The sequence below is a fragment of the Acinetobacter sp. YH12254 genome (assembly GCF_013417415.1).
Classification (GTDB): domain Bacteria; phylum Pseudomonadota; class Gammaproteobacteria; order Pseudomonadales; family Moraxellaceae; genus Acinetobacter; species Acinetobacter pseudolwoffii.
This window is the reverse complement of record NZ_VPEB01000001.1, coordinates 290,898-315,810: the sequence shown is the minus strand read 5'-3', so window position 1 is coordinate 315,810 and position 24,913 is coordinate 290,898. Positions and strand designations below refer to the sequence as shown.

Below are 24,913 nucleotides of genomic sequence, written 5' to 3'. Positions count from 1 at the left end.
TTATTGGCAAGTATCGCTGCTTTTTAAGCAAAATCCTTGCTCAAAGCAGATGCATTAAACTCAGATAATTTCTCTAAAATCATCTTATTCAGTTCTGCTTTTGATCTTAAGTTGATTGAGTTCCTGATTCAGTGCAGCAATGATATCGGCACGACTGATAATTCCCACCAGCTGTTGTTGACTGACCACCGGAATATAATTAAAAGAACGTTCAACAAAATAAGGCACCAGATCCTGAATCGGCTGGGTCGGCTGCACCGTGACGACTTTTAAGCTCATAATATGCCTGACCTGATCTTCCCAACTGCTGCGAATATCCGAAGCACGCTTAAACCATTCCACCACGTCATACATGGCCAAAGTGCCGACCAGTTTTTCTTCTGCATTGACCACGGGCAGGCTCATCAGGTTCATCTGTTTAAACTTGTCCAGCGCATGATGAATATTGTCATTTTCATGCAGCGTGACCACATCTTTGGTCATAATATCCTGACAAGTAAATTCATGCACCGCCCGCGCATTGGCAATATCCTGTGCTTCCAGAATAATCTTTTGCAGGTCATATTCACTGATATCCAGCAATTCTGTTTGCTGGTCTAGCACGTCCTGAATATCCTGCGGCTGAATGGTAACTTTCTGGGTCGGGGTTGGATCTTTAGAACGGGTATTCAGTTGCGCCTGCTGCGGATAGCTCTTGCCAATCATGCGGTTAAATACAATGGCGATGATCATCAGCAGCAGTGAATTTAAGAGCACCGGATAAAACACAAAGGCATAGCCCAGATCATGTACCGCATTTCCGCCCAAGACCGCAGTAATCGCGACCGCACCACTCGGGGGATGCAAGGAATCTGTGGTCATCATCAGCATAATCGACAGAGCGACGGCGACACTAAAAGCTTCAGTCGGATTGGCCATGAATAATGCGCAGGTTACGCCGACCACAGCCGCAATGGTATTCCCCACCATAATATTCCAGGGCTGTGCCAGAGGACTGGCCGGCACTGCAAACAGCAACACCGAAGACGCCCCCATCGGTGCAATATACCAGGCCTTAAAATCACCCAGAATCCACAAACTCAGCAATGAGGATACGGCCAAGCCGATCAGGGCACCGATGCCGCATAACAGACGGTCTTTGAGCGGAAGGACTTTGAAGTTTGGTTTTAAGGTATTGAGCCAGTCTAGATTTGAGTGAAACACAGTCTACCTGATTTACTTTTTATCGATTTTCCGCATTATAGAACCAAGCAGCCTTAAAGGTATATTTGTTTTATATCTTTTAATGCTGCAGGTATGCCTACTTTTTAGAAAAAAAATGTCGGCATGATTGCTCATCATCAAAATGGTTTTGAAGGGCTGAGGCTTTATACTTCATGCATATTCCAACAACATCGTGACTTACAATGAAGCTGATAAAACTGTTTAAAATCATGTTATTTTGCAGTAATTTCAGTGGGCTTTGATAGCGGATTTTCATCTGATTCAGATCGAATAATCGGCTCGATTTTAATCAGCTCGACCTCACCATAGAAGGTCGAAAATGCCACATCTCCGGCATCGATGCCAGTGCCAATCCGAATTAAATTTTCTACAGGCGCCAAACGGGTCGGATCAAACAGTACCCACCCACCCTCTAAATAAGCTTCAAAAATGGCGTGAAAATCGGGTAAAAACTTTTCGATTTCGACATAACCGACCACCATGCGTGCTGGAATGCCTAAAGCACGACACAGCGCAATACCTAAATGAGCAAAGTCACGACAGACGCCCGCCCGATGGATGAGCACATCTGTTGCAGTACTAAACTGATCCGTGCTGCCAGAAACATAAAATATATTGTTATAAATCCATTGTTCAATCGCTTTGACCCGCGCATAACCCGGCGTCATCCAGCCAAAGGACCGATTGGCCATTTCTGCAAATAAATCCGAATTACAGTAACGGCTGGCCAGCAAATAAGGCAGCACCGCATCAGGCAAATCCGGAATCAGCACTTCATTCAGATTATGCTGCGCATCTGCATTGATCACCGGATGACGTTCAACTGTCGCGTTATAATGCACTTCAAAGACATCACAAGGTTGGACATGCAGACGTATATAACGATTTTGATGATTTAAATCCTGGAATTCACGCCATACGACAGGCATATTAAATGTCAGTTGTTGTTCAAGAATAGTTTGATCGGAATGATGTGCCGCCTGAATCAGAAAAACAAATTCTGTGGTCTGGACAACCTTATATTTTAAATGACATTGAATTTGATAAGTGGTCATGAATTTCCTTATTTTTAAGCATTATTATATTGTGTGAATATTAAACTAATTTTAGGATGCTAATCGTATAAGATCAGTTGAGCTTTATAATGCTCCGGTTAATCGGATGCCATATATCTGATTTATTCTTGATTTTTAAGTTAGCCTCAATCGGCCAGTAAAGCTGAAATCACGACAGATGCATAGATGACTCTTCTTGTTTAAAGGTATTCTGGATTTTTTCAAAAAAGGTTCCACACATTAACCCTTTGCCACTCCCCTGCAAAGTCCTTATAATTGAGCACAATTTTTCTCTAATTTTAAGTGGATGACCATGAGTCGCGCCATATCGCATATTGATACCTTCCAAGGCTTAATTCTTGCCTTACAAACTTACTGGGCGGAGCAAGGCTGTGTAATTTTACAGCCTTACGACATGGAAATGGGCGCAGGAACATTCCATACAGCGACTTTCCTTCGTGCTTTAGGGCCTGAAACCTGGAACGCAGCCTACGTTCAGCCGTCACGTCGTCCGAAAGATGGCCGTTATGGCGAAAACCCCAACCGTCTGCAACATTATTACCAATTCCAGGTGGTACTGAAGCCAAACCCGGACAACATCCAACAGCTCTACCTTGACTCGCTTAAAGCGATTGGGATCGACCCACTGGTACACGACATTCGTTTTGTCGAAGACAACTGGGAATCTCCAACACTCGGCGCTTGGGGTCTAGGCTGGGAAGTCTGGCTCAACGGTATGGAAGTGACGCAGTTTACTTATTTCCAGCAAGTGGGCGGTGTTGAATGCTACCCGGTAACAGGCGAAATCACCTACGGTCTTGAGCGTCTTGCCATGTACTTGCAAGGTGTAGACTCGGTTTACGATTTAGTTTGGACCAAAGGTCAGTTCGGTACTGTGACCTATGGCGATGTGTTCCATCAAAATGAAGTTGAGCAGTCAACTTATAACTTTGAATATGCAAACGTTGAAAAAATGTTTGAGTTGTTCGATTTCTACGAAGCTGAAGCAACACGTTTAATCGAAGCTGAACTGCCATTGCCTGCTTATGAGCAAGTGATTAAAGCATCACACTGCTTTAACTTATTAGACGCGCGTGGCGCGATTTCGGTGACTGAACGTCAACGTTATATTTTACGTGTGCGTACTTTGGCACGTGCCATTGCAAATAGCTATGTAGCAGCGCGTGCGAAATTGGGCTTCCCTATGGCAGAACCTGAGCTTCGTGATGAAGTGTTAGCGCAGTTAAAAGCACAAGTTGAAGCGGAAGCAAAAGTTGAATCTAAGGAGAGCAAATAATGTCTAAACATACCGTTTTGTTCGAATTAGGCTGTGAAGAACTTCCACCGAAAAGCCTTAAAAAATTACGTGATGCATTGCAAGCAGAAACCGTAAAAGGCTTAAAAGATGCTGGTCTTGCTTTTGATTCTATCGAAGCCTATGCAGCACCACGTCGTTTGGCATTAAAAATTACAAATGTTGACGGCGCGCAAGCAGATACACAAAAGCGTTTCGACGGCCCTGCAAAGCAAGCAGCATTTGATGCGGAAGGCAACCCGACTAAAGCGCTTGAAGGCTTTATGCGTGGTCAAGGCATCACGGTTGATCAAGTATCGACTTTCCAAGCCGGTAAATTTGAAAAAGTGTGCTACCTAAAAGATGTCAAAGGCCAAAGCCTTGATGCACTTTTACCACAAATTTTACAAAATGCATTAGACAACCTGCCAATTGCAAAACGCATGCGTTCTGCGGCGAGCCGTACTGAATTTGTACGTCCTGTGAAATGGGTGGTATTGCTTAAAGACAACGACATTGTTGATGCAACCATTCAAGATCACAAAGCAGCTAACGTGACTTTCGGTCATCGTTTCCATGCACCTGAAGCAATCACTTTAACGCATGCTGACGAATACTTAGCGAAATTAAAAGCAGCGCATGTTGTGGCTTCTTTTGAAGAACGTCAAGCCATTATCGACCAACAAGTGAAAGCGTTGGCTGATGAAGTCAATGCCATTGCAATTGTACCAAGTGACCTTCGTGACGAAGTAACAGCATTGGTTGAATGGCCTGTTGCGCTTCGTGCCAGCTTTGAAGAACGCTTCCTTGCTGTTCCGCAAGAAGCATTAATTACCACCATGCAGGACAACCAAAAGTACTTCTGTTTAGTGAATGCTGACAATAAACTGCAACCGTACTTCATTACGGTGTCGAACATTGAGTCGAAAGACCCAACACAAATTATTGAAGGTAACGAGAAAGTGGTTCGTCCACGTTTGTCGGATGCTGAATTCTTCTTCCTGCAAGATCAAAAGCAACCGCTTGCATCGCGTAAAGAGAAATTGGCGAACATGGTGTTCCAAGCAGAATTGGGCACGCTTTGGAACAAGTCTGAACGTATTGCAAAATTGGCTGTGGCTTTAGCGCCAATTACAGATGCAAATGCTGCCGATGCTGAAAAAGCAGCGCTTCTTGCAAAATGTGATTTAACCTCTGAACTTGTGGGTGAGTTCCCTGAACTTCAAGGGATCGCGGGGACTTACTACGCACGTCTTGAAGGCGAAAATGATGAAGTTGCTGAGTCTTTAGGCGAGCAGTATTTACCTAAATTCGCGGGTGACGTTTTACCGAAAACCAAAACAGGTACAACCATTGCCCTTGCGGATCGTTTAGATACTTTGACGGGTATTTTTGGTATTGGTCAAGCGCCTACAGGCTCTAAAGACCCGTTTGCACTGCGTCGTTCTGCGATTGGTATTTTACGTCTAGTCACTGAAAATGAACTTGATGTATCAATTGAAGATTTGATCAAACTTGCTTTAGCTGCTTATGGCGATGTATTGAAAGATCACGACAAGACTTTAAATGATGCTGTTGCATTCTTAGAAGGTCGTTACCGTGCCAAATACGAAGACCAAGGCGTTGCAGTTGATGTGATTCAAGCTGTTCAAGCCTTGTCGCCAAAGTCACCACTTGATTTTGACAAGCGTGTCAATGCAGTAAATCACTTCCGTGCCTTGCCTGAAGCTGCTGCCCTTGCTGCTGCCAACAAGCGTGTTGCCAATATTCTTGCAAAAGAAGCTGCACCTGAAGGTGAAATTGTTGAAGCAAACCTGGTTGAAGATGCTGAAAAAGCATTGTTCGCTGAACTTGCGAAAATTACACCTGTGGTTGAGCCGTTATTTGCTGCCAAAGACTACACTGCTGCACTTTCAGCTTTAGCTGCACTTCGTGCGCCAGTCGATGCGTTCTTTGACGGTGTAATGGTGATGGCTGATGATGCAGACCTTAAAGCAAACCGTTTACGTATGCTTGCTCAGCTGCGTGATTTGTTTACGAAAGTCGCTGATATTTCAGTGTTACAGCACTAAGTTCCGATTTAATAAAAAACCCGCTTTAAAGCGGGTTTTTTATTTCATACTTTTCATCAATTTCAGCCATTAAGCTTTTGAAATAGTCATTTTTTTCATTAAGATAAAAATTATATATTCGTCCAGCTCGTTCATCATTGCTCCGCATTGCTTTTCTCATTAACTCGATTGCAACTAGATAATCTTCAATTTCATTAAACCAATATTCACCATGTAATAATCGATTTTCTAAAGATTGTTTTAACGCTAAATATTCTCTCTGGATATTATCTAAAGCTGTATAAGCAAATAGTTTATTCTGCTCATCATAAATACTATGAATTTTTTCAAACCAATAAGAAATTGGCAACAAGCCAACTAATTTTTCATTTTCAAATTTCTTTTTAACTTCATTTTCCATAATAATTATTTCTTTATTCAGTCTTCTCAAGAGAACAATTGCTTCATCTAATTGCTTCTTGAGTAACTCATAAATAGAAATTTCTTCATAAACTGTATCTTCTTTCTTTTTAGAATATCTCAACAAGTCAAAACCAGATTTATTAATTGTGATACGAGAAATAAAATTATTAAATTCATCCTTATCTTTTTCGCTTCTTCCTCCTTCATTATTTAGGATTGTGTGCCCAATCGAAGCATTCCGAACCTTACGGATCTTTTTCAACTCACTATTTGCTTCCCATTGAACTTTGAATACTTCATATAGATGCTTCAAGCTATCTTGTTGAAGAATGAAACATTGTAAAATTCCATAGCAATGAATGTATTTAAGCCCTGTTTCTTTAGGAAACTCCGTTTGCAGATAATCCTTAAAGGCTAAGGATGTGTCTCCTAACACATCTAAAGCACTGCATAGCATCCACCATCTGTGCTTATCATTTAATAATTGGTAATGAAGAACTCCACAATTAATATAATTACGCAGCTGATTTTCTAAATTTTCTATTTGATCTAAAGAGTCTAGTAGATGAGTCTAGTAGATGATCCATACTTATATCTATACGGGTAGAGTATTCTTTAAAATTAGTTTTCAAATCATAGGCAATTTCATCTGAATTGCCTATACTCAACCTAACAACACTCAACAAGAAAGAATCATATGAAATTTAAAGCTCTTATTTTGACGGGTCTTGCGAGTATCGCAGTTACAGCTTGTACATCTGCACCAAAAATCCCGCAGCTTGAAGTTGGCGTCTTACAGGAAGTACAAAACCTCGAAGTATCTCCAGAAACCACCAACAACAAGGCAAAACTGACCAAGTTCCTCGACAAATGCGTGATTGAATTTACCGGCGATCTTGGCAATAACCGTGTCGTTGAACAATGGTCATTTAAAGGCCTTACCCTGATGGATGCAGGTTCAGCAACTTTCCAGCGCGACGGCACCAGCACTGCACAAAAGTTTGATCTACATGCCAAAAATGTACAAAAAAACTTTATTTCACTCCGCCATCACTTTGCCAAAGATGCATTAACTCAATGTGACTAAGCATCCTGCCCTGTTTTTATTCAGAAAATGGGGCAATTCTTTATCTAAAATAAATAAAAACCGGTTTCATATCTCACCGCGCCGTCTTTCATTACAAAAAAGCTAAATTGTACTTCTTGGAAGCGCTAGCGAATCCATCAGTTCTTCATTGTTTTCGTGAAATTATCCGCTACACTCAAAATCAAACAAAAGATCGCTATTTGACTACTTCGAGGTCGATCACATTATGATGATGAAAAAATCTATTATTCTCGGCACTGCATTTTTAATCTGCATTCCGGTATTGACACAAGCTGCAACCGAATCAGAAGCACAAACCAGCAAACCTATTGCGCCATATGGCACCAATCCAAATCTTTTGCATGTCTTTGCCTATAAAGCTCAGGAAGGCGTCATCAATACCGCAGAAAAAGTCGGTGAAGTGACTGAAAAAGGCATTGCCAAAGTCAAACCAGGTGTAGATCGTGCTTGGGGAAATACCAAGGCAGCGGCTTCAGAAACCGCACAAAAAGTCGATCAGGGAGCTACGCAAGCAGCCCAACAAACCAATCAGAAAATCCAGCAAACCAAAGAAGTGTGGCGCGCCAACCCTCAACAAGCAGCACCGATTGTGCAACAGCCTTTGAGTGAATCCTCTGCGCCTCAGCAAACCACAACACCGCAGATGCAGCCTCAATCCGGTTCCGGCACTGCCACCAGTTATGCAGTGACTGATTTATAAGAAAAGCCCGTCATGGGCTTTTTATTTATCTTTCAGCAAAAAATATTCACTTCAAGAGAAGGGTTAAAAATCAATTCACCTGCCGTATCGGCTGGCCATTTTTAAAAGCTTCAATATTTTCGACCATCTGATTCACAATGCGCTGCCGTGCATCAACACTGCCCCATGCATTATGCGGCGTCACAATCAGGTTTGGGATTGTTGCATCGAGTAGGACATTGCCTTCTTTCGGTGGCTCCACCGTTAAGACATCAGTCGCTGCACCAGCAATCTGACCCTCACGCAGCGCCTGCGCCAAGGCTGCTTCATCGACAATACCACCACGCGCACAGTTAATTAAAAATGCGCTTGGCTTCATCGCTTCGAGTTCAGCATGACTGATCAAATGTCGAGTGTCTTCAGTAAGTGGACAATGCAGACTGAGAAAATCAACTTGAGCAAGCAACTCGGTAAATGGTACACGGGATGCATCTGCTGGACGGTTTGGCAGCGCCGCAATGAGAACTTTCATGCCAAAAGCTTCAGCCAGTTTCGCCACCGCATGGCCCAGTTCACCATAACCGACAATGCCCAGTGTTTTTCCGGCCAGCTCGACAATTGGCGCATCCAGCAAACAGAATTGTGAAGATTTTTGCCACTGGCCTTGTTGTAGCGCACGTTGATAAGACAGAAATGAAGTGGCCAGATTGAGCATTAACATTAAAGTATGTTGCGCAACCGCAGAAGTACCATAGGCCTGACAGTTACAGACCACAATGCCGCGTGCTTTGGCCGCAGCCAGATCGACATTATTGCTGCCGGTCGCAGAAATCAGGATCAGTTTCAGTTCAGGAGATTGCTGAATGGTCGCAGCATCAATCAGTACTTTATTGCTAATAATGACCTCAACCTCGGCCACGCGGGAAGCAATCTCGGCAGCCGAAGTCGTTGGATACAACACAAGCGGATCAAAGGCTGCATGCAGTGCCTGAAAGTCCAAATCCTGTTGGTCTAGAGAAGCATAGTCTAAATAAACGGCTTTCATGGCTGTTCCCTCAATCCTGTTGAACCATTGATCTTTATCATTTAAAACAAGTCATTGAGGCTTTTCAAGCAGTTTCCGCTCTGCCAATCTTAATCTAGCGGTTTATCGAGATGATTGCGCAATGAACGCCGGATTTTATAGATCACATACACCGCCAGAATGATCATGAAAATAATCGATGCACTCATCATAATCACGGCTGGATGTACACTTTCTGCATGTGCCAGATTGGGCAGCGCTAAACCGACCATGAAACAGACTTGTATCATCTGGGCAGATTGCATCATATAGAGACCCCCTGGTTCGTTTCAACTATCGGGAGCAGTACGGGTGGATATTATTTGTACCGCCTATCTCTATATTATGCCTAGCCAATCACATGTCAAGTAATTGTTTTTTATTAAAAAATAAAGCTAGTTTATCTCATTGTGCGTCACAAACTGCGTATTTTTGTCACTTTCATCGATAAAGGCCGCAGCGCCATACTCATTGGTACTTAAATTCAAGTGCTTATAGCTGAACATATAATAATCGCTATAACGTTTCATGAGAATCGGGTGCATGCCCAGACTGAGTTCATCCTGCTCCTTGATCAGTTTCATGACATGCCGGTCATTCATCACCACCAGATAACGCTCATCATTCAAGCTGATGCTCAATAGGCCATTGCCTTTGGCATAAATCGGAATCAGGAATTTATGGTTCAGGGCAATCGCGCCTTCTGCATAACTTTCGATTTTATGACTGATGACATTAAATACCAGACCATGTCCATATTGATCCAGAAGCAACTGACGATTTTCCTGCGGCAAATTGACATGAATGCCGAGCTTGAGCAGGTCATGCTGATCGACCTGTTTATTTCGCAATAATTCTCTTAAGATCACCTGTTTCTGGCTGGCATCAAAAAACTGATTATCCAGTTGCAGATCATTATTTTTCAGGATACGCCCCAAGGCCATACGATGGCGTGGCAAGACATTTTCAATGACTTTGCGATAATAGAACTTGCTGTTTTTCTTGACCCGACGCATTTTCTGGTAAAAATAACTCGGTTCGTAATCATGTACCAAAAAGTCATACAGCAATTCGGAACTGGCCAGAACGGCAATGGCATCATGTCCGGTAAATGGCAAATGCAGCACATGATGCTGCGGAATCAGGGCCTGTAATTTCAGATAATGCGCACGGTCTTCGGCACAATACGGATCATAAACAATAATATATTCGCACGTGCTATCGATATCTTCGGCTTCAACCCGCATTCCTGCATTCAGCTCTGGTTGATAGAACATATTGTAGCGGGCATCGTGTACATCATCCGGATTGATCGAATATTGCGGCACCATCGCCACCACGCGCTGCACGCCTAAGGCGCAGGAATACTTGATCGCGGCATAGCCACCCATCGAGCCGCCATAGGCAACCCGCTGCTGAAACGGCGCAATCAGTTCAGCCACTGCCTCTAACATGTTCCACATGGAACCTTGCGGGAACCAGGATTTGTGCTTGGGCATAATACCCAGAACATTGAATTCAAATTTCTGTAGCGACTTTTCTGCATTGATGTTGAGGCCCTTGGCACGGGTAATCAAATCGCCAAATGAAAAAATCAATTCTGAAGATGACCCCGGCATAAAAATCGCGCGTATATGCTCATCTTCAAAAACAATCTGCTTGTCCATAACTTTCCCGTGCTGGTAAATCGAACCCTTCCACAACAATTCAATCAATGAATGCTGTCAAAAAAGTGAATATGCTATTTTATATCGATCAAAAAGATTAAAAAGCGCAAAATATGACACAATCATTACATCCGGCAGCAAAACGGGGTTTTAGTGCATCTGCCGAGCTGTATCAGCAAGTGCGTCCCGATTATCCGGCAGAGATCAGTCAGTGGCTGGCCGATACTTTGACTTTGCCTGTCGATGCGCGTCTTTTGGATTTGGGCAGTGGGACCGGCAAGTTTATTCCTTATTTACGCCCGCTCAGTAAAAACATCATCGCTGTCGATCCGGTTGCGGAAATGCTGGCACAATTAAAACTGGCCCATCCGGACATTGAGGCTGTTGAAGGCCTGAGCCATCAACTCCCCTTGCCTGATCATAGCCTGAATGCGGTATTTTGTGCACAGTCATTTCACTGGTTTGCGAATGCAGAGACCTTACAGGAACTCAACCGAGTCCTCAAACCCGATGCTTATCTGGTTCTGGTCTGGAATCAGCGGGATACCCGGGTAGCCTGGGTTCAGGCACTGGCAGAGTGTATCGCCCCATTAGAAGGTGATACCCCGCGTTATCATAGCGGAGCGTGGCGCAAGGTATTTGAACAACAAACCCTGTTTCAGCCGTATGCAGAAATCAGCATGACTCGGCAACAACAGGGCAGTGTGGAGCAGGTGGTATCAAAACGGCTACTCTCGACCAGCTTTATTGCAGCCATGCCAGCATCCCGGCAAGCACAGCTCAAACAACAGTTTGAACAGATTATCTGGGACTATACAGCCAAAGGTATAGAGGAAATGATTGATTTTCCTTATATTACTCATATATACGTATTTAAAAAAACTAATTAAAAACAGGAGTCAATCATGCATAAAATATCAGGAATGACACGCACTGCCCTGTTTGCAGCAGTCATGCTGCTCATGGCATGTGACCAGAAAACATCAGAAAGTACCGAACCGGCTGCAGACAGTACGGCTTCAGATCAGGTGATGCAGGAACTGAAAACCGAGCCGCTGAAAGACTTCCCCAAAACCACTGAGGATCCACATGATATTGCAGTACTGACCGATTATGAGCAACGTTTTCAGGAAATGAGTGCGGAGCTGGAAAAAGAATTAAACAGCATGCGTGATGAAGATAGCTTGAGTCCGGAGTTTATTCAGCAACGCCAGCGCGATCATGTACAGTCAGCCCTGAATATGCTGAAGGATTTAGAACTGAAAACCGAACAGGGCCGTTATATTCAGGGCATGATGTATCAATATTGGCAACATCAGGACAAATTGGTAAATAGTCCTGAGACTCAAACCAAAACAGTGAATGAGGCCAGTGAAAGTGTCAAAGGTTTAGGGAAATATCTGCATGCGCAAGAGCAACTAGAACGCTGGCGTTCGCAATATCCGGATCTGAATGCCAACACAGCACCTGCCCGCCCAGCCAATTAATTCCATGGAGCTCATTGCTTGCACCCAGCTTGACTAAAATACACAGCGAACATCTAAGCTCAACGGGTGCATACAGGCACCTTGAATAAGCATGATACTGTCCAGGCTTGGTCTGCATTTCAGAATAAGGGCTTTTTCTCCCTCAGCATAAAATGACTTAGCTGGCCTCTAGGAACTGATGCACCCCTTGACCTGCCGCCCGGCCTGTAGCAAAACAGGCTGTCAGCAGATAACCTCCAGTCGGTGCATCCCAGTCCAGCATTTCCCCACAAAGAAATACATACGGATTGGATTTAAGTTGGAGCTGTTCCGACAGCACTTCACGCTTGACCCCACCTGCACAGCTAATCGCTTCTTCAATCGGACGAAAGCCTGTAAGTGGAATGGTCAAATGTTTTATCTGCTTGGCTAATTCAGCAGCATCTTGCCACCAAGTCTTGGCCACCAGTTCACGCACCAAAGCCGCTTTGGCACCATCCAATCCGGCTTTACGCCAAACATTGCTTAAAGACTGCTTCTTAGTCGGCTGTAATTTTTTCGCCAATTGCCCCACACTTTGGTCAGGAAATAAATCCAGACTCAGTTGCATTTGCTGACTTTGTTTTAGCTGTTCGCCTAAACCTCTTCCCTGCTTATAAATCAAACCACTTTCTAGCCCATAATGACTGATCACAATGTCACCCATGGTTTTTTCACCTTGCCCGACCCAGGCTTCTACACGCTTTAAAGGCTGACCAAAGACTGGCTGCATGAACTTGGACCATGGATATTCCACCCCGGCATTACTGGCCTGAAAAACTTCAATCTCATCGGGTTTTAACCAGGCTTGCCATGCGCCGTCACTGCCCAGTTCTGACCAGGATATTGCGCCACAGGCCAAAATAATCGCATCAAATTTTTCAGTGCGAAGTTCATTATTTTTTAGATCGTGCAGCTCAAGCTGTTGTTGATGCAGGCGGCTGACTTTATGCCGGTAATGAAACTGGATGCCATGACTGGCCAAGCGCTTGAGCCAGGCACGCAGCAAGGGAGCAGCTTTCATCTCTGTGGGAAATACCCGACCGGATGAACCAATATAAGGCTCAATGCCGAGTTCCTGCATCCAGTTTTGAATCCAGACAGCATCCCACTGTTTGACCCATGGCGACAACCAGTCCACCTGATCATAACGCTGCACAAATTGCTCAACCGGTTCCGCATGAGAGATATTCAGGCCGGTTTTGCCTGCCATCAAAAATTTACGTGCAGCAGACGGTTTTTGCTCATAGACGTGCAGCTCATAATCAAACTGACTAAGGACTTCTGCGGCCATTAACCCGGCAGGGCCAGCGCCAACAATGGCAATACGTTTGCTCATCTGATTATTCCGCGATGCTAGCATTCTGCCCTTGCAAAGGCTGGAAATCATCAAACCGTGTCACATAAGCTTCAGGTTTAGTAATAATAAGTTGCTGACACAATTCCCCACGTTCCAGATATTTAATTTCAAAATGGGTGCGTGCTGAATCCTGGGCAATAACTTCTTTAATAAAAGGTAATTTCCACAGTTGTTCTGCCTGCTGTTCTGCTTCTTCGATATAGGCAGGAATATTACTGGCCAGTGTAATGGTTCCACCCGTCTTTAAACGGGAAAGTAAAAACTCAAAAAATGGCATATTGACCCAGCGCTGCGCCGGATTATGCGGTTCCGGATTTGGATACAAAATAAAGAATTGTTCTACCTGCTCTGGATACAATGCATGCACGATCCACGGCAAAGCATCGGCATGAACGGTCTGTAAATTGGCCTGACCTTCAATCCCGTGCTGTTTTTGCATGGCCAGGAATTTTTCGCGGGTACGTTCAATCGCAATCAGTTGAGTATCGGGGTGGGTTTTGGTAAATAACAAAGCATGTTTGCCTTTACCCGCCCCGACTTCGATGCAGACCGCTTCAGGACTGATGCTTTGAAAATCACGGGGTGCATGCATACGCTGTGCTTGAAATTGACGAATCGGCATAATCAGATCAAACTAATAAAAACCGCATAAGTCTACCAAGTGCGGCTATATTTGCCTAATCGAAGCTTTATTTTTCTTTGGAGTTGATCTCATGCCCACTACTTTAAACTGTCCGCGCTGTGGCAAACTGACGACCTGGGAAGAGAATGATTTCCGTCCTTTCTGTTCAGAACGCTGCAAGATGATTGACCTGGGCGCATGGGCCAATGAAGAATATAGCTTGCCCACTCAAGATGCACCGCAGGCGGACACTTCTGAGGATTAGAAGTTCTGTACAGTAAAAAAACATTTCTGAACTGAAGACTATGTAGAAAATTAGCCAAAAATCACATAAAGTTTATAAAATCACCCTGAAAAGCCAACACGAATTAACACCATTCATCGTGCCTTAGCATTATTGTTCTACTCTAAATCTTCACATTATTTTTAGAGCAATAATATGAGCTATATTATTTTAAAAGTCATATTAGTTGGGGTGGGTCTACTGGCACTTCTCTCTCTGGGAGTCGGTATTTTCCAACAAGATAGCTTATTTATTGTACTGGGTGTACTTTTTGCTTTTATGGCCTGGCTAATTCACATGCAAACTCGTCAATTTAGCAGTGATCCATTTTCAAAATAAAAGACCAAGGATACTTGGTCTTTTATTCACGTCGATATTTAACCCGCTTTGCCTGCAACAAAGGGATTATGCTGCTTTTCAAAACCAATGGTGCTGATCGGTCCATGTCCTGAAATAAACTGGGTTTCATCCGGCAGGCTAAAACATTCACGCTGAATTGAATCCAAGAGCTGCTGATGATCGCCACGCGGGAAATCCGTACGGCCAATCGAGCCTTTAAACAGCACATCGCCCGTCCATAACAGGGCATGATTGCTATTATAAAACATCACATGGCCCGGGGTATGCCCTGGCGCGAAACGCACTTCAAATTCTTCATTACCGAGCTTCAGTATTTCCCCCCCTTCCAGCCATTGTGTCACTTCAACTTTTTCTGGAATCGGAAAACCATAACGCGCTGAAACCTCTTGAATCATGTCCAGCCAGAAAGCATCTTCCTTATGTGGCCCAATTACTGGTACATTCCAGGCCTTTTTCAAGGCGCCTACTGCACCTGCATGATCCAGATGTCCATGGGTCAGCCATAAAGCTTTCACGGTTAAGCCCAGAGCTTCGACCTCAGCTTTGAGTTTTTCAGCTTCGCCCCCTGCATCAATCAAAATGGCTTCTTTCGTGTCCGTATCCCAAATGATCGAACAGTTTTGCTGAAAAGCAGTAACCGGAACAATTTTGACTTGTAACATAGGGCAAAAAACCTCGGAAAAATTAATGAGCAAGCGTTTGTGTCAATGCATCCAGATTAGCCTGTAGCAAACTGTTCAGCAATCGCAAATGATCTTCACGGCTATTTAAAGCAGGAATATAACGATAACTGCCTCCCCCCAGAGATTTAAAAGTTTCGGCATTTTCTATGGCCAGTTCCTCAAGCGTTTCCAGACAGTCAGCCGAGAATGCCGGGCTCATCACCTGCACGGATTTCACCCCCTGTTTGGCCCAGTCTTCCAGCACAACATCGGTATAGGGCTTAATCCATTCCTGTTTGCCAAAACGTGACTGAAAGCTAATCGCATATTGCTCTGCACTCAGACCTAACGCCTGTGCAACCAGTTGTCCGGTAATACGACAACGATCGGCATAAGGATCGCCTTTGTCGGCATAAGGCTGCGGAATACCATGAAAAGACATTAACAGTTTTTCCGGCTGACCATGCACTACCTGATAGTCACGCACGCTTTGCGCCAGAGCCTGAATAAATAAAGGATGTTGATAATAATCCCGAATGATGCTCAAACCAGGCAAATTGCGTTGCTTCACCACCCATTTTGCCAGGGCATCATAGAGAGGTGCAGTCGAAGTAGCAGAATATTGGGGAAATAGTGGAAATAAGATCACATGGTCCTGCGGCTGTTCAGACACTCTGGCCAAAACCTGCTGAATATTCGGATTGCCATAAGTCATTGCTGGCACCACATTCAACTCAAACTGCGGATAGAGCGGGGTCAAATGGGTTTTGACTGCATTGACCTGCTGCAACAGGATTTCACGCATCGGTGAATCCTCTCCCCAGACCTGTGCATAGGCCTGTGAAACCCGCTTAGGCCGAAATGGCAAAATGAATAAACGCAGGATTATTTGCCAAATGGGTTTCGGAATTTCAATCACCCGCTGATCAGACAAAAACTGCTTCAGGAAACGGCGTACTGCTGGAATCGTGGGCGCATCTGGCGTACCCAAGTTGGCCAATATAATCGTCACTTTAGCTTTAGCAGGAGAAGACATTCAGTTTATCCGTCATGGTATCAACCCCTGTACTTTAACAGTTTTTGATTGATTCTCTATATGGATTAATACACTGACTTAGATTGAAAAGTACGATCTAAATCCAGCAAACTGCTGTCCAGTAATTTTTGAGCTTTCGGCGTAATCTGCCAGAGCATGCGCTGGCGGTCATCCCGACCTGATGGCACAATCCAGTCATTCTGGCGCATCTGAATTTTCAAGCTATGCAAGGCACGAATATTCATCTGGGCACGAGCCACGGCATGTGCACGTGGCATTTCTGCCCGTGCATCTTCCAGACCGTTTTCATTTAAATATTCATTCATCCGCTTGGAGAAAAACTCTTCCGGTGTCGGGTTCACAAAGGTAGAGCCCAGCAGGGCCAATAATTGCGCCCAAGTCAGCTTCTTCTGAACTTTAATTTCCTTAAAGTTTCCATCCTGATAAGCCTGCATCCGGTATTCAAAAGAAAAGACTTCATGCATGGATACTTTAGGCAGGCTCAGGAACGGATCTATTTCCGCCGTTCCACCATCACGCTCCAGTTGGCTCACTTTAGCCTTGAGCTGATCAATCTCGTCATGCAGCGCCTGGGTATTTTGCGGACGCACCCATCCGGTCACCGGATAACGCTCCAGCATTTGCGGCATATTAAAACGTACTGCCATTTCCAGATCGCGCAAGCTGCGATAAGTAAAGACCTGGTCTACTTCCTGCTGCAGTAATTGACGAAATTCCTTAAACTTTTCCCGTAATTCCGGCTTGGTATCATGTAATGAGCTTTCACGTGATGCCGGATCGTCATGCATAAACACAATAATCGGTTTTTGCTTGGTCACTGCATAGATGTATTCGAGGTGCATATAACCGACACCCGAGACAGACTGTTCCCCATACTGACTACCTAGCAAAATCACTACATAGTCACAATCATCAATCTGGCGGCGTGAAAAAGCAGTATTCAGCGGCGTACGCTGTTCCAGTCCCCAAGAGAAGAACCCCATACCCACTAATGTTTGAGACAAAATGATACGTTCCGGCTGCATTTCTGCCCCAGAGGTTGAGATGAACACTTGGTATCGTTTATCCAGCATGGGCTATCCTCTTCTCCTGTACATTTGCATAAAAAATGCATGAATTCATGCATTTTGACACAATATGACCACCCCAAAATGAAAAAATATCGTTCTTTTAAAATTATAAAAATGAGTTTTAAACTGCACTCATATTACTGATCTGCCATTTTAAACCGGCAGGAATCAGGTGCTGCAAAACCGGCCGGAGCTGTTCAGCATTCTGCCCACTCACCACCAATTCAATTTTCACGCTTTCTTTACGCTCATGCTCAAATAATAACTCATTTTTAATTAAAATTCGGGCCGTTTGTCTCGCAACTGCGAATCCTGAGTCAATTAATGTCAGCTTTTGACCAAAAATATACTGAATTGACGCTTTTAGGAAGGGGTAATGCGTACATCCCAGTACTAAATAATCAGCGCCTTGATCCACAACTGGTTGTAAAATCCCTATTAATATCTGTAAACAGGCTTCACTCATCTGCTCTCCAGCCTCAACAAAAGGTACCAGTTCTAGACTGGTCACAGGCAGGACTTTAACCTGAGCGGGTTCGGCAAAACGGGAGATCACATCTTTAATCAGTTGCCCGCGAAAAGTGGCCGGTGTTGCCAAGACCGCAACTGTTTTCGACTGGGTATTCAAGACTGCAGGTTTAAGTGCTGGCACCAAACCGATAATTGGAAAGTTCTCGCCATAATAGTCACGCAAATAATCCAGACTAAAGGCAGAGGCCGTATTACAAGCCACGACTGCCACTTTACAGCCCTGACGATACAGCCATTCAATCGCCTGAGCAGTCAGGCTACGGATTTCCTGATCATCTCTCGGGCCATAAGGCACATGTGCAGTATCGGCATAATAGACAAAGCGTTCATTCGGCAGATGGCGGGCAATTTCCAGAGCCACCGACAAGCCGCCTACGCCCGAGTCAAAAATACCAATCGGTGCATCTGCTGTTGCGTTGGGCATCGGGTCTAATAGCGGGGAAATGGGTTGAATGGCGCTCATAACGGTCTGAATTGCGGTGTCAAAAACTCTAGCGACCAAGCTTAAACCTCAGGTGCTCAAATGCAAGTCTAAATCGCCACTTTTCAAACTTAAAACGGCTTCACCTGCCGGATTTTCATCAAGCTCTCCCATCTCGACCAGATGCAAAAATGCGGCACGCTGGATCAGGGCATTGATTCCAAAACGTACATGCACATAAGGTCGCAACTCATCTTTATATTCACGCATAAAGATCGGATGTTCAGCATCCACAATAATCAGGTCTTGGGTTGTGGTGCCCAGTTGCAAATAGCTCAGTCCATTAATCTCGACCTGATCGACCTGATTGACCAATAAAGGTTCATCTTCCACTTCAATTTCAATCATTTCTACCGGTGTTTTTAGGTAGAATTTTCCCTGCTCTTTCCAAAGGACGGTTGCAAACAGGTCAATCATGGCTTGGCGTTTGATCAATTGACCTTCGTGCCACCATTCTCCATTGGCCAAAACCTTCAGATCCATTGTGCCACAATGCTTTGGCTGCCATTGCTCCAAAGGAGGAATTGACCTTTTGTGACCGCCCTGTGCATCTTTTAAGTATTGCGCGATATCCATTAAATTTTTATCATCAGGAGAAGTTACTTTTTTCGTCAGATGTTTGCTGGGTACTGGCTTATCCATAAAAGAAGACCTTAATGACGGAAAAATAATATGTTTCAGCCAATTGGCTAAAACTCGGTTTAAAACTATACTAGCCCAGATTATCAAAGACACCAGTATTTTTGTGTCTAGGAACCAAGAACACTTATGGCAGCACCCAATCATCCGATTATGGTTGCCACCGAATAGTAATATGAGGAGTCCTACATGGAACACATCGAACGTGAATCGATGGAGTTTGACGTCGTCATCGTCGGCGCAGGCCCTGCGGGTCTATCTGCTGCGATCAAAATCCGTCAACTTGCAATTGAAAACAACTTAAATGATTTGTCCGTTTGTGTCGTAGAAAAAGGCTCCGAAGTTGGCGCACATATTCTGTCTGGTGCTGTGCTAGAACCGCGTGCCATCAATGAATTGTTCCCGGACTGGAAAGAACAAGGCGCGCCGCTCAATGTGCCGGTGACTGAAGATAAAACCTTCTTCCTGCTTTCAGATGAAAAATCACAAGAAGCACCACACTGGATGGTGCCAAAAACCATGCACAATGATGGCAACTACGTCATCTCGCTCGGCAATGTGGTGCGCTGGTTAGGCCAAAAAGCAGAAGAACTGGAAGTTTCAATCTTCCCGGGCTTTGCCGCCTCAGACATTCTGTATCATGCAGATGGTACGGTAAAAGGCATCCAGACCGGTGACATGGGCATTGGTAAAGATGGCGAACCGACGCATAACTTTACTCCGGGTTATGAACTGCATGCCAAATATACGATTTTTGCTGAAGGCTGTCGTGGTCACCTCGGTAAACGTCTGATTGAACAATTCAATCTGGCCAAAGATGCAGATCCACAGCATTACGGGATCGGCATTAAAGAACTCTGGGAGATTGATCCTGCCAAGCACAAACCGGGTCTGGTGATGCACGGCGCCGGCTGGCCATTGAATGAAACCGGTTCTTCAGGCGGCTGGTGGCTGTATCACGCTGAAAACAATCAGGTGACTTTGGGTATGATCGTGGATCTGTCCTACACCAACCCGCATATGTATCCATTCATGGAAATGCAGCGCTGGAAAACCCACCCTTTAATCAAGCAGTATTTAGAAGGCGGCAAGCGTATTTCTTATGGCGCCCGTGCCGTGACCAAAGGTGGCTTTAACTCGTTACCGAAGTTCACTTTCCCGGGTGGCTCACTCATTGGTGATGATGCCGGCTTCCTGAACTTTGCCAAAATCAAAGGCTCACATACCGCAATGAAATCCGGCATGCTCTGCGGTGAAGCGGTATTTGAAGCGATTGCGGCTGGTGTGGAAAAAGGCGGTGATCTGGCTATTGCACGTGTGGTTGAGGGTGACGATTTCTTTGTTAAGGAACTCACCGCTTATACCGACAAGTTCAACAACAGCTGGCTCAAAGAAGAGTTATACAATTCACGTAACTTTGGCCCGGCGATGCACAAGTTCGGTCAATGGATGGGTGGTGCATTTAACTTTATCGACCAGAACGTGTTCAAAGTACCATTTACCCTGCATGATCTGGTGCAAGACCATGCTGCACTGAAAACCCAAGCCGCTGAAAGCTTCAAGCCAAACTATCCAAAACCGGATGGCAAGCTGACTTTTGACCGTTTATCTTCTGTATTTGTATCGAATACCGTGCATGAAGAAAACCAGCCTGCGCATTTAAAGCTGACCGATGCCTCTATTCCGGTTGAAGTAAACCTGCCTAAATGGGATGAACCGGCGCAGCGTTACTGCCCGGCGGGTGTCTATGAAATCATGGAAAATAATGACGGTTCAAAACGTTTCCAGATCAATGCAGCCAACTGTGTACACTGCAAGACCTGTGACATTAAAGACCCATCTCAGAACATCACCTGGGTAACACCGGAAGGTGGCGGTGGTCCTAATTACCCTAACATGTAATTAGTATCCGAATATGTAATTCGGCTAGTCCTTGCGCGAGCTCATACCCTAACATGTAATGTTAGGGTAATCTTGCGAATGAGGAATATATTCCGCAAGTTCTCATATCCGAATATTTAAGCTCTCATGAGAACAAAATAAACCCGCTCGAAAGCGGGTTTATTTTCTGGAGAATGGCGATAATATTATTTTTAAGATCGAATAGGAACTCTTATCAGATCATAAATTTCAAAAAAAATTCGGCCAATTTAGCCGCCCTTTTTCACCAGATAATGAAATTCTTTATTGCCGTTTTCATCCAGACACTCTTCCTGCAACAGCAATTCATGTCCCAAGTGCATGCAAAATTTTGGAATATCCCAAGAGGTTGAATTATCGGTAGCAAACACCTCAACCACATCACCGGCTTTAGATTTACGAATGGCCTGATGCAACATCATGACTGGCTCAGGACAGCGTAAACCTCGGGTATTTAATTGCAGGCTTGGGATAATTTCAGTTGGGGGCATCGATAGACTCAAGAGTGGAAGACTGAAAATATTTTAGCATAATCCCGCTCGGGCATTGCGGCTTTGCCAAAGTACACACGACTAAACGCAGCCCTGACTGATACGATCATGCCTGCACATCATATTTACAATAGACAAGCGTATTTTCTGCGGTATGATAAAACCACGTTTTTTTAGATATTAAGAGTCTTCAGGAAAAATCATGCACGAGGAATCAGGCCCGTCGTGGGGTATGCGCGGCTTACGTAAATGGCTGGGAACTGCACCCGAAACTCGCGACGAACTGCTAAAATTAGTACAAGATTCACGTCGATTTTTAGAACCCGATACTGTTGCCATGCTTGAAGGTGTACTTGACCTTCCGGCAACCAAAATTCGCGAAGTCATGACGCCTCGCACGTCGATGATCAGCTTACAGGAAGATGACCAACTGCTGGATATCCTGCATGTGTTGGTCGAATCTGCGCATTCGCGTTTTCCGGTCTTTTCCTCCGATCAAACCGATAATGTGGTCGGCATTCTATTGGCCAAGGATTTATTGCCTTTTCTGACCGAACCAACCTCCAAAGTCGATATTCGCGCACTGATGCGTCAACCCTTATTTGTACCAGAGAGCGCCCGTTCCGATCAGGTGCTGCGGATGCTGAAAAACACCCAGACCCATATTGCCGTGGTGATTGATGAATACGGCACCACCTCGGGTCTGGTCACGCTGGAAGATATTCTGGAAGAAATTGTTGGTGAAATTGAAGATGAACATGACAATGCCGATGAAGAGGCACAATTCATTGTTCCGGATAACGATCCAAACACCGCCAATACCTGGATAGTACAAGCTCTGACCCCGATTGAGCATTTCAATAATATGCTGGATGCGAATTTTTCTGACGATGAAGTGGAAACCATGGGTGGCTTGTTATTACAGGAAATTGGTCTGGTGAACGATCTTGAAGGCCAGACCATTGAACTGGAAAACTGGCAATTTACCATTCTTGAAGCAGATTCACGCTCTATTCACCTAATTCGAGCCGTGCGCCAATGAGAGCGTATTTCGACAAGCTGTTGAGTTCTGATCAACAGCAAAAACCGTTGCCGCTGATCTATCCTGTTTTAATTGCCTTATTTGCAGGTGCTATCTTCAGTTTGGCATTGGCTCCCTATCATTACTGGTGGCTGGCCATCCTGTCTCCGGCACTACTCTATGCCTGCCTGCGTGGACGTAGTGCCAAACAGGCCTTTGGAATTGGCTGGGCCTATGGAATTGGCCTATGGTTTGTGGGCGCATTCTGGCTGTATACCTCAATTCATGTCTACGGCGATACCAGTGCATTTCTCAGTGTTGTAATGATCTTGATCATGGCACTGGTGATGGGCCTGTTTAGCGCCGTTCAAACCTTTGTCTATCGCCGCTTTTTCCCGGAAACCCCTCTGACCTTTGCCCCGCTTTGGGTTCTGTTTGAATGGTCTAAAACCTGGGTCTTTACCGGTTTCCCGTGGTTGTTTGCCGGCTATGCCTTTACCGAACGCTACCTAGATGCCTATGCACCTCTGTTTGGGGTGTTTGGGGTATCTTTTGTCGTGATTATTCTGGCCTGTACACTGGTCGAAATTCTGAACCGACGTCTGTTCTGGGCGGTTCCTGCTGCAATTTTACTATTCGGTGCCTGGGGCGCGGCTCAATTGAGTTTTGTGCAACCAAAGAATGAAAAGCCGCTTACGGTTTCTCTGATTCAGGGCAATATTCCGCAAGATCTGAAATGGCTGACTGAATATCAGGTAAAAACTTTATTGATTTATGCCAATCTGAGCAAGACCGAATGGGGCCGTGACCTGATTGTCTGGCCAGAGTCCTCGATTCCGATGTTCCAGACCGATATTGAAGCTTTTCTCGAAGCGATGAAAGTACAGGCTGAAAAATCCGGTACTGCATGGGTCACCGGCATTCCGTATTGGGACTTACCAGAATCACAAGCTGCGGGTTATCCGAAATATTACAACAGCATTATGGCCACGGGTGATGAGTCGGAGGGTTTGTATAAAAAGCAGCGCCTGGTGCCCTTTGGTGAATATATTCCGCTGTCAGGCTGGTTAAGCTGGGTATTGCCAGGTCTACAGAATGATCCCTCTATGAGCGGCTTTACCCGTGGGGCGGACAATCAAAAGCCCTTGAATGTGAAAAACCATCCTTTAGGTTCCGCAATTTGTTATGAGGTTGCTTATCCAAACCTGACACGCCGCAATGCCAGTCAAAGTGACTTTTTAGTTACGGTCTCGAACGATGCCTGGTTTACCGGCACGGCAGGACCTTTGCAGCATCTACAAATGGTACAAATGCGCGCCAAGGAAAATGGCCGCTGGTTTATCCGTGCCACCAATACCGGCGTGACCGCCTTTATTGACCACAATGGCCATATTGTGAAAAAAGCCCCGATGGATCAGGAAGCGGTACTGCGGGGTGAACTTCCAGCCATGCAAGGCGAAACACCTTATATGAAACTGAGTGATTGGCCGGTGATGATCTTTTCAGTTTTACTTTTGCTCTTGGGATGGCGCTTCCGTCCCCGTAAAGTGGATGTCAGCTTTAAGTCGAGAAGATAATTTCTTCAAGTCCCTCTTTTACAAAAGGGGATTTAGGGGGATTACTAGATATAACATCTTATCAATCTCTCCTAAGCTCCCTTTACGAAAGGGACGGACACTCAAGGCAATAAAAAACCGAGGTCAATGCCTCGGTTTTTTATATTTCAAATTTTAGAACTGAACTGCTAGATAAGAAATCATACTGGCGAGGGATAACATTGGAAGATAGCGGTAAGTTTGCACCATCATATTTTCGAATACAGACATCTGCCGTTGTTTTAATTGCAATACCGAGGCTTTCAATGCCGACCAGAAACACAATGCAAATAATGAACTCATCAAACTGATGGCAAAAAAACCTACCATAATCTGGCTGCTACCCTCGGTAGTCTGCCATAAATGCAGAATGCCCTGACTAATCGGTAACATGCTTAAAACCAAAAGAATAGATTTCAGCATCGACCAATGAAATTGGTTTATCTCATCCCCTAAGATTAATGCTTTCATATTCTTCTCCGTTGGCTCGTCAAGTGCCGTTCAGATCATTATGAGCCTTTTTGAGTAAATAGAAAGTCTATATTTATTCATATTTTACGATAATTGTAATAGATAAATATGGGAATAATTCTTATTATAACTCGCATATACAAATTATTAATTAATTACAATAAATATCAAAAACTTAGATTATAATTTATAATTAAGAGTTATTATCACTTCACTTAGTATTGAAAACATCTATTAAGTGAAGTGATATATTCCATCTATTGAGAGTTTATATTGATTCT

At 44.5% G+C, this 24,913-nt stretch carries 26 protein-coding genes; 11 read left to right on the top strand and 15 right to left on the bottom strand.

Annotation, left to right across the window (positions count from 1 at the left end):
• Nucleotides 1–84: 84 nt before the first annotated feature.
• The gene (locus FTV29_RS01430) at nt 85–1,203 is read right to left on the bottom strand and encodes an HPP family protein (protein WP_005095404.1); all 1,119 of its coding nucleotides are present in this window, start codon (nt 1,201–1,203) and stop codon (nt 85–87) included.
• 233 nt (nt 1,204–1,436) lie between these two features.
• Nucleotides 1,437–2,279 (bottom strand): transglutaminase family protein, encoded by an 843-nt coding sequence (locus FTV29_RS01425; protein ID WP_005172908.1) that lies wholly within the window; start codon nt 2,277–2,279, stop codon nt 1,437–1,439.
• A 313-nt stretch (nt 2,280–2,592) separates the two neighbouring features.
• On the opposite strand from FTV29_RS01425, the gene glyQ reads away from it, so the two are divergent.
• The gene (glyQ, locus tag FTV29_RS01420) at nt 2,593–3,576 is read left to right on the top strand and encodes a glycine--tRNA ligase subunit alpha (protein ID WP_005095400.1); all 984 of its coding nucleotides are present in this window, start codon (nt 2,593–2,595) and stop codon (nt 3,574–3,576) included.
• Entirely contained in the window at nt 3,576–5,645 is a 2,070-nt protein-coding gene (gene glyS, locus FTV29_RS01415; protein ID WP_180074977.1) for a glycine--tRNA ligase subunit beta, read from the top strand. Before glyQ ends, glyS begins: the two co-directional genes overlap by 1 nt.
• A gap of 25 nt (nt 5,646–5,670) precedes the next feature.
• Here the strand turns inward: glyS and FTV29_RS01410 are convergent, their stop codons facing one another.
• Nucleotides 5,671–6,504, bottom strand: coding sequence for a hypothetical protein (locus FTV29_RS01410; protein WP_180074976.1), 834 nt, complete (start codon nt 6,502–6,504; stop codon nt 5,671–5,673).
• 240 nt (nt 6,505–6,744) lie between these two features.
• On the opposite strand from FTV29_RS01410, the gene FTV29_RS01405 reads away from it, so the two are divergent.
• Together FTV29_RS01405 and FTV29_RS01400 are read left to right on the top strand one after the other, a co-directional pair.
• Nucleotides 6,745–7,134: a hypothetical protein gene (locus FTV29_RS01405; RefSeq protein WP_005095392.1), complete on the top strand. Its 390-nt coding sequence runs from the start codon at nt 6,745–6,747 to the stop codon at nt 7,132–7,134.
• A 226-nt stretch (nt 7,135–7,360) separates the two neighbouring features.
• On the top strand, nt 7,361–7,855 hold the full coding sequence (locus FTV29_RS01400; RefSeq protein ID WP_159138698.1) for a hypothetical protein: 495 nt from the start codon (nt 7,361–7,363) through the stop codon (nt 7,853–7,855).
• Between the two features lie 70 nt (nt 7,856–7,925).
• On the opposite strand, the gene FTV29_RS01395 is transcribed toward FTV29_RS01400, so the two are convergent.
• The 3 genes from FTV29_RS01395 to FTV29_RS01385 all read right to left on the bottom strand — a co-directional run bounded on the left by FTV29_RS01395 (nt 7,926) and on the right by FTV29_RS01385 (nt 10,564).
• Nucleotides 7,926–8,879: a 2-hydroxyacid dehydrogenase gene (locus FTV29_RS01395; protein ID WP_159138697.1), complete on the bottom strand. Its 954-nt coding sequence runs from the start codon at nt 8,877–8,879 to the stop codon at nt 7,926–7,928.
• Nucleotides 8,880–8,968: 89 nt separating this feature from the next.
• Nucleotides 8,969–9,166: a hypothetical protein gene (locus FTV29_RS01390; protein ID WP_005172920.1), complete on the bottom strand. Its 198-nt coding sequence runs from the start codon at nt 9,164–9,166 to the stop codon at nt 8,969–8,971.
• Between the two features lie 126 nt (nt 9,167–9,292).
• Nucleotides 9,293–10,564: a hypothetical protein gene (locus FTV29_RS01385; RefSeq protein WP_159138696.1), complete on the bottom strand. Its 1,272-nt coding sequence runs from the start codon at nt 10,562–10,564 to the stop codon at nt 9,293–9,295.
• 113 nt (nt 10,565–10,677) lie between these two features.
• Between FTV29_RS01385 and FTV29_RS01380 the strand changes: the two genes are divergently transcribed.
• Complete coding sequence (locus tag FTV29_RS01380) at nt 10,678–11,454, top strand: class I SAM-dependent methyltransferase (RefSeq protein WP_074383957.1); 777 nt, start codon at nt 10,678–10,680, stop codon at nt 11,452–11,454.
• 15 nt (nt 11,455–11,469) lie between these two features.
• Complete coding sequence (locus FTV29_RS01375) at nt 11,470–12,051, top strand: hypothetical protein (RefSeq protein WP_159138695.1); 582 nt, start codon at nt 11,470–11,472, stop codon at nt 12,049–12,051.
• Nucleotides 12,052–12,208: 157 nt separating this feature from the next.
• Here the strand turns inward: FTV29_RS01375 and FTV29_RS01370 are convergent, their stop codons facing one another.
• Together FTV29_RS01370 and FTV29_RS01365 are read right to left on the bottom strand one after the other, a co-directional pair.
• Entirely contained in the window at nt 12,209–13,408 is a 1,200-nt protein-coding gene (locus FTV29_RS01370) for a TIGR03862 family flavoprotein (RefSeq protein ID WP_159138694.1), read from the bottom strand.
• 4 nt (nt 13,409–13,412) lie between these two features.
• Complete coding sequence (locus tag FTV29_RS01365; protein ID WP_171063366.1) at nt 13,413–14,057, bottom strand: SAM-dependent methyltransferase; 645 nt, start codon at nt 14,055–14,057, stop codon at nt 13,413–13,415.
• Nucleotides 14,058–14,142: 85 nt separating this feature from the next.
• Between FTV29_RS01365 and FTV29_RS01360 the strand changes: the two genes are divergently transcribed.
• Both FTV29_RS01360 and FTV29_RS01355 read left to right on the top strand, forming a co-directional pair.
• A complete protein-coding gene (locus tag FTV29_RS01360) occupies nt 14,143–14,316 on the top strand; it encodes a DNA gyrase inhibitor YacG (protein WP_005095374.1) in 174 nt (57 codons plus the stop codon).
• Nucleotides 14,317–14,490: 174 nt separating this feature from the next.
• Complete coding sequence (locus tag FTV29_RS01355) at nt 14,491–14,673, top strand: hypothetical protein (protein WP_005095373.1); 183 nt, start codon at nt 14,491–14,493, stop codon at nt 14,671–14,673.
• Nucleotides 14,674–14,711: 38 nt separating this feature from the next.
• Here FTV29_RS01355 and FTV29_RS01350 read toward each other — a convergent pair whose 3' ends face one another.
• From FTV29_RS01350 to FTV29_RS01330, 5 genes are all read right to left on the bottom strand, one after another.
• Nucleotides 14,712–15,356: an MBL fold metallo-hydrolase gene (locus FTV29_RS01350; RefSeq protein WP_180001392.1), complete on the bottom strand. Its 645-nt coding sequence runs from the start codon at nt 15,354–15,356 to the stop codon at nt 14,712–14,714.
• Nucleotides 15,357–15,378: 22 nt separating this feature from the next.
• Nucleotides 15,379–16,392, bottom strand: coding sequence for a ferrochelatase (gene hemH, locus FTV29_RS01345; RefSeq protein WP_180074975.1), 1,014 nt, complete (start codon nt 16,390–16,392; stop codon nt 15,379–15,381).
• A gap of 65 nt (nt 16,393–16,457) precedes the next feature.
• On the bottom strand, nt 16,458–17,486 hold the full coding sequence (locus FTV29_RS01340; protein ID WP_005095369.1) for a DUF4062 domain-containing protein: 1,029 nt from the start codon (nt 17,484–17,486) through the stop codon (nt 16,458–16,460).
• Between the two features lie 118 nt (nt 17,487–17,604).
• On the bottom strand, nt 17,605–18,477 hold the full coding sequence (gene murI, locus FTV29_RS01335) for a glutamate racemase (RefSeq protein ID WP_180074974.1): 873 nt from the start codon (nt 18,475–18,477) through the stop codon (nt 17,605–17,607).
• A gap of 48 nt (nt 18,478–18,525) precedes the next feature.
• Nucleotides 18,526–19,137: a DUF1285 domain-containing protein gene (locus FTV29_RS01330; RefSeq protein ID WP_005095365.1), complete on the bottom strand. Its 612-nt coding sequence runs from the start codon at nt 19,135–19,137 to the stop codon at nt 18,526–18,528.
• A 186-nt stretch (nt 19,138–19,323) separates the two neighbouring features.
• On the opposite strand from FTV29_RS01330, the gene FTV29_RS01325 reads away from it, so the two are divergent.
• Nucleotides 19,324–21,036: an electron transfer flavoprotein-ubiquinone oxidoreductase gene (locus tag FTV29_RS01325; protein ID WP_005095364.1), complete on the top strand. Its 1,713-nt coding sequence runs from the start codon at nt 19,324–19,326 to the stop codon at nt 21,034–21,036.
• 248 nt (nt 21,037–21,284) lie between these two features.
• Here the strand turns inward: FTV29_RS01325 and tusA are convergent, their stop codons facing one another.
• On the bottom strand, nt 21,285–21,545 hold the full coding sequence (gene tusA, locus FTV29_RS01320; RefSeq protein ID WP_100329307.1) for a sulfurtransferase TusA: 261 nt from the start codon (nt 21,543–21,545) through the stop codon (nt 21,285–21,287).
• Between the two features lie 202 nt (nt 21,546–21,747).
• On the opposite strand from tusA, the gene FTV29_RS01315 reads away from it, so the two are divergent.
• A complete protein-coding gene (locus FTV29_RS01315) occupies nt 21,748–22,587 on the top strand; it encodes an HlyC/CorC family transporter (protein WP_005095361.1) in 840 nt (279 codons plus the stop codon).
• Nucleotides 22,584–24,143 carry an apolipoprotein N-acyltransferase gene (gene lnt / locus FTV29_RS01310; RefSeq protein ID WP_159138691.1) on the top strand — a complete coding sequence of 520 codons (1,560 nt, stop codon included), beginning with the start codon at nt 22,584–22,586 and terminating at the stop codon, nt 24,141–24,143. Before FTV29_RS01315 ends, lnt begins: the two co-directional genes overlap by 4 nt.
• A gap of 153 nt (nt 24,144–24,296) precedes the next feature.
• Here lnt and FTV29_RS01305 read toward each other — a convergent pair whose 3' ends face one another.
• Nucleotides 24,297–24,632 (bottom strand): hypothetical protein, encoded by a 336-nt coding sequence (locus tag FTV29_RS01305; RefSeq protein ID WP_100355491.1) that lies wholly within the window; start codon nt 24,630–24,632, stop codon nt 24,297–24,299.
• Nucleotides 24,633–24,913: the final 281 nt, after the last annotated feature.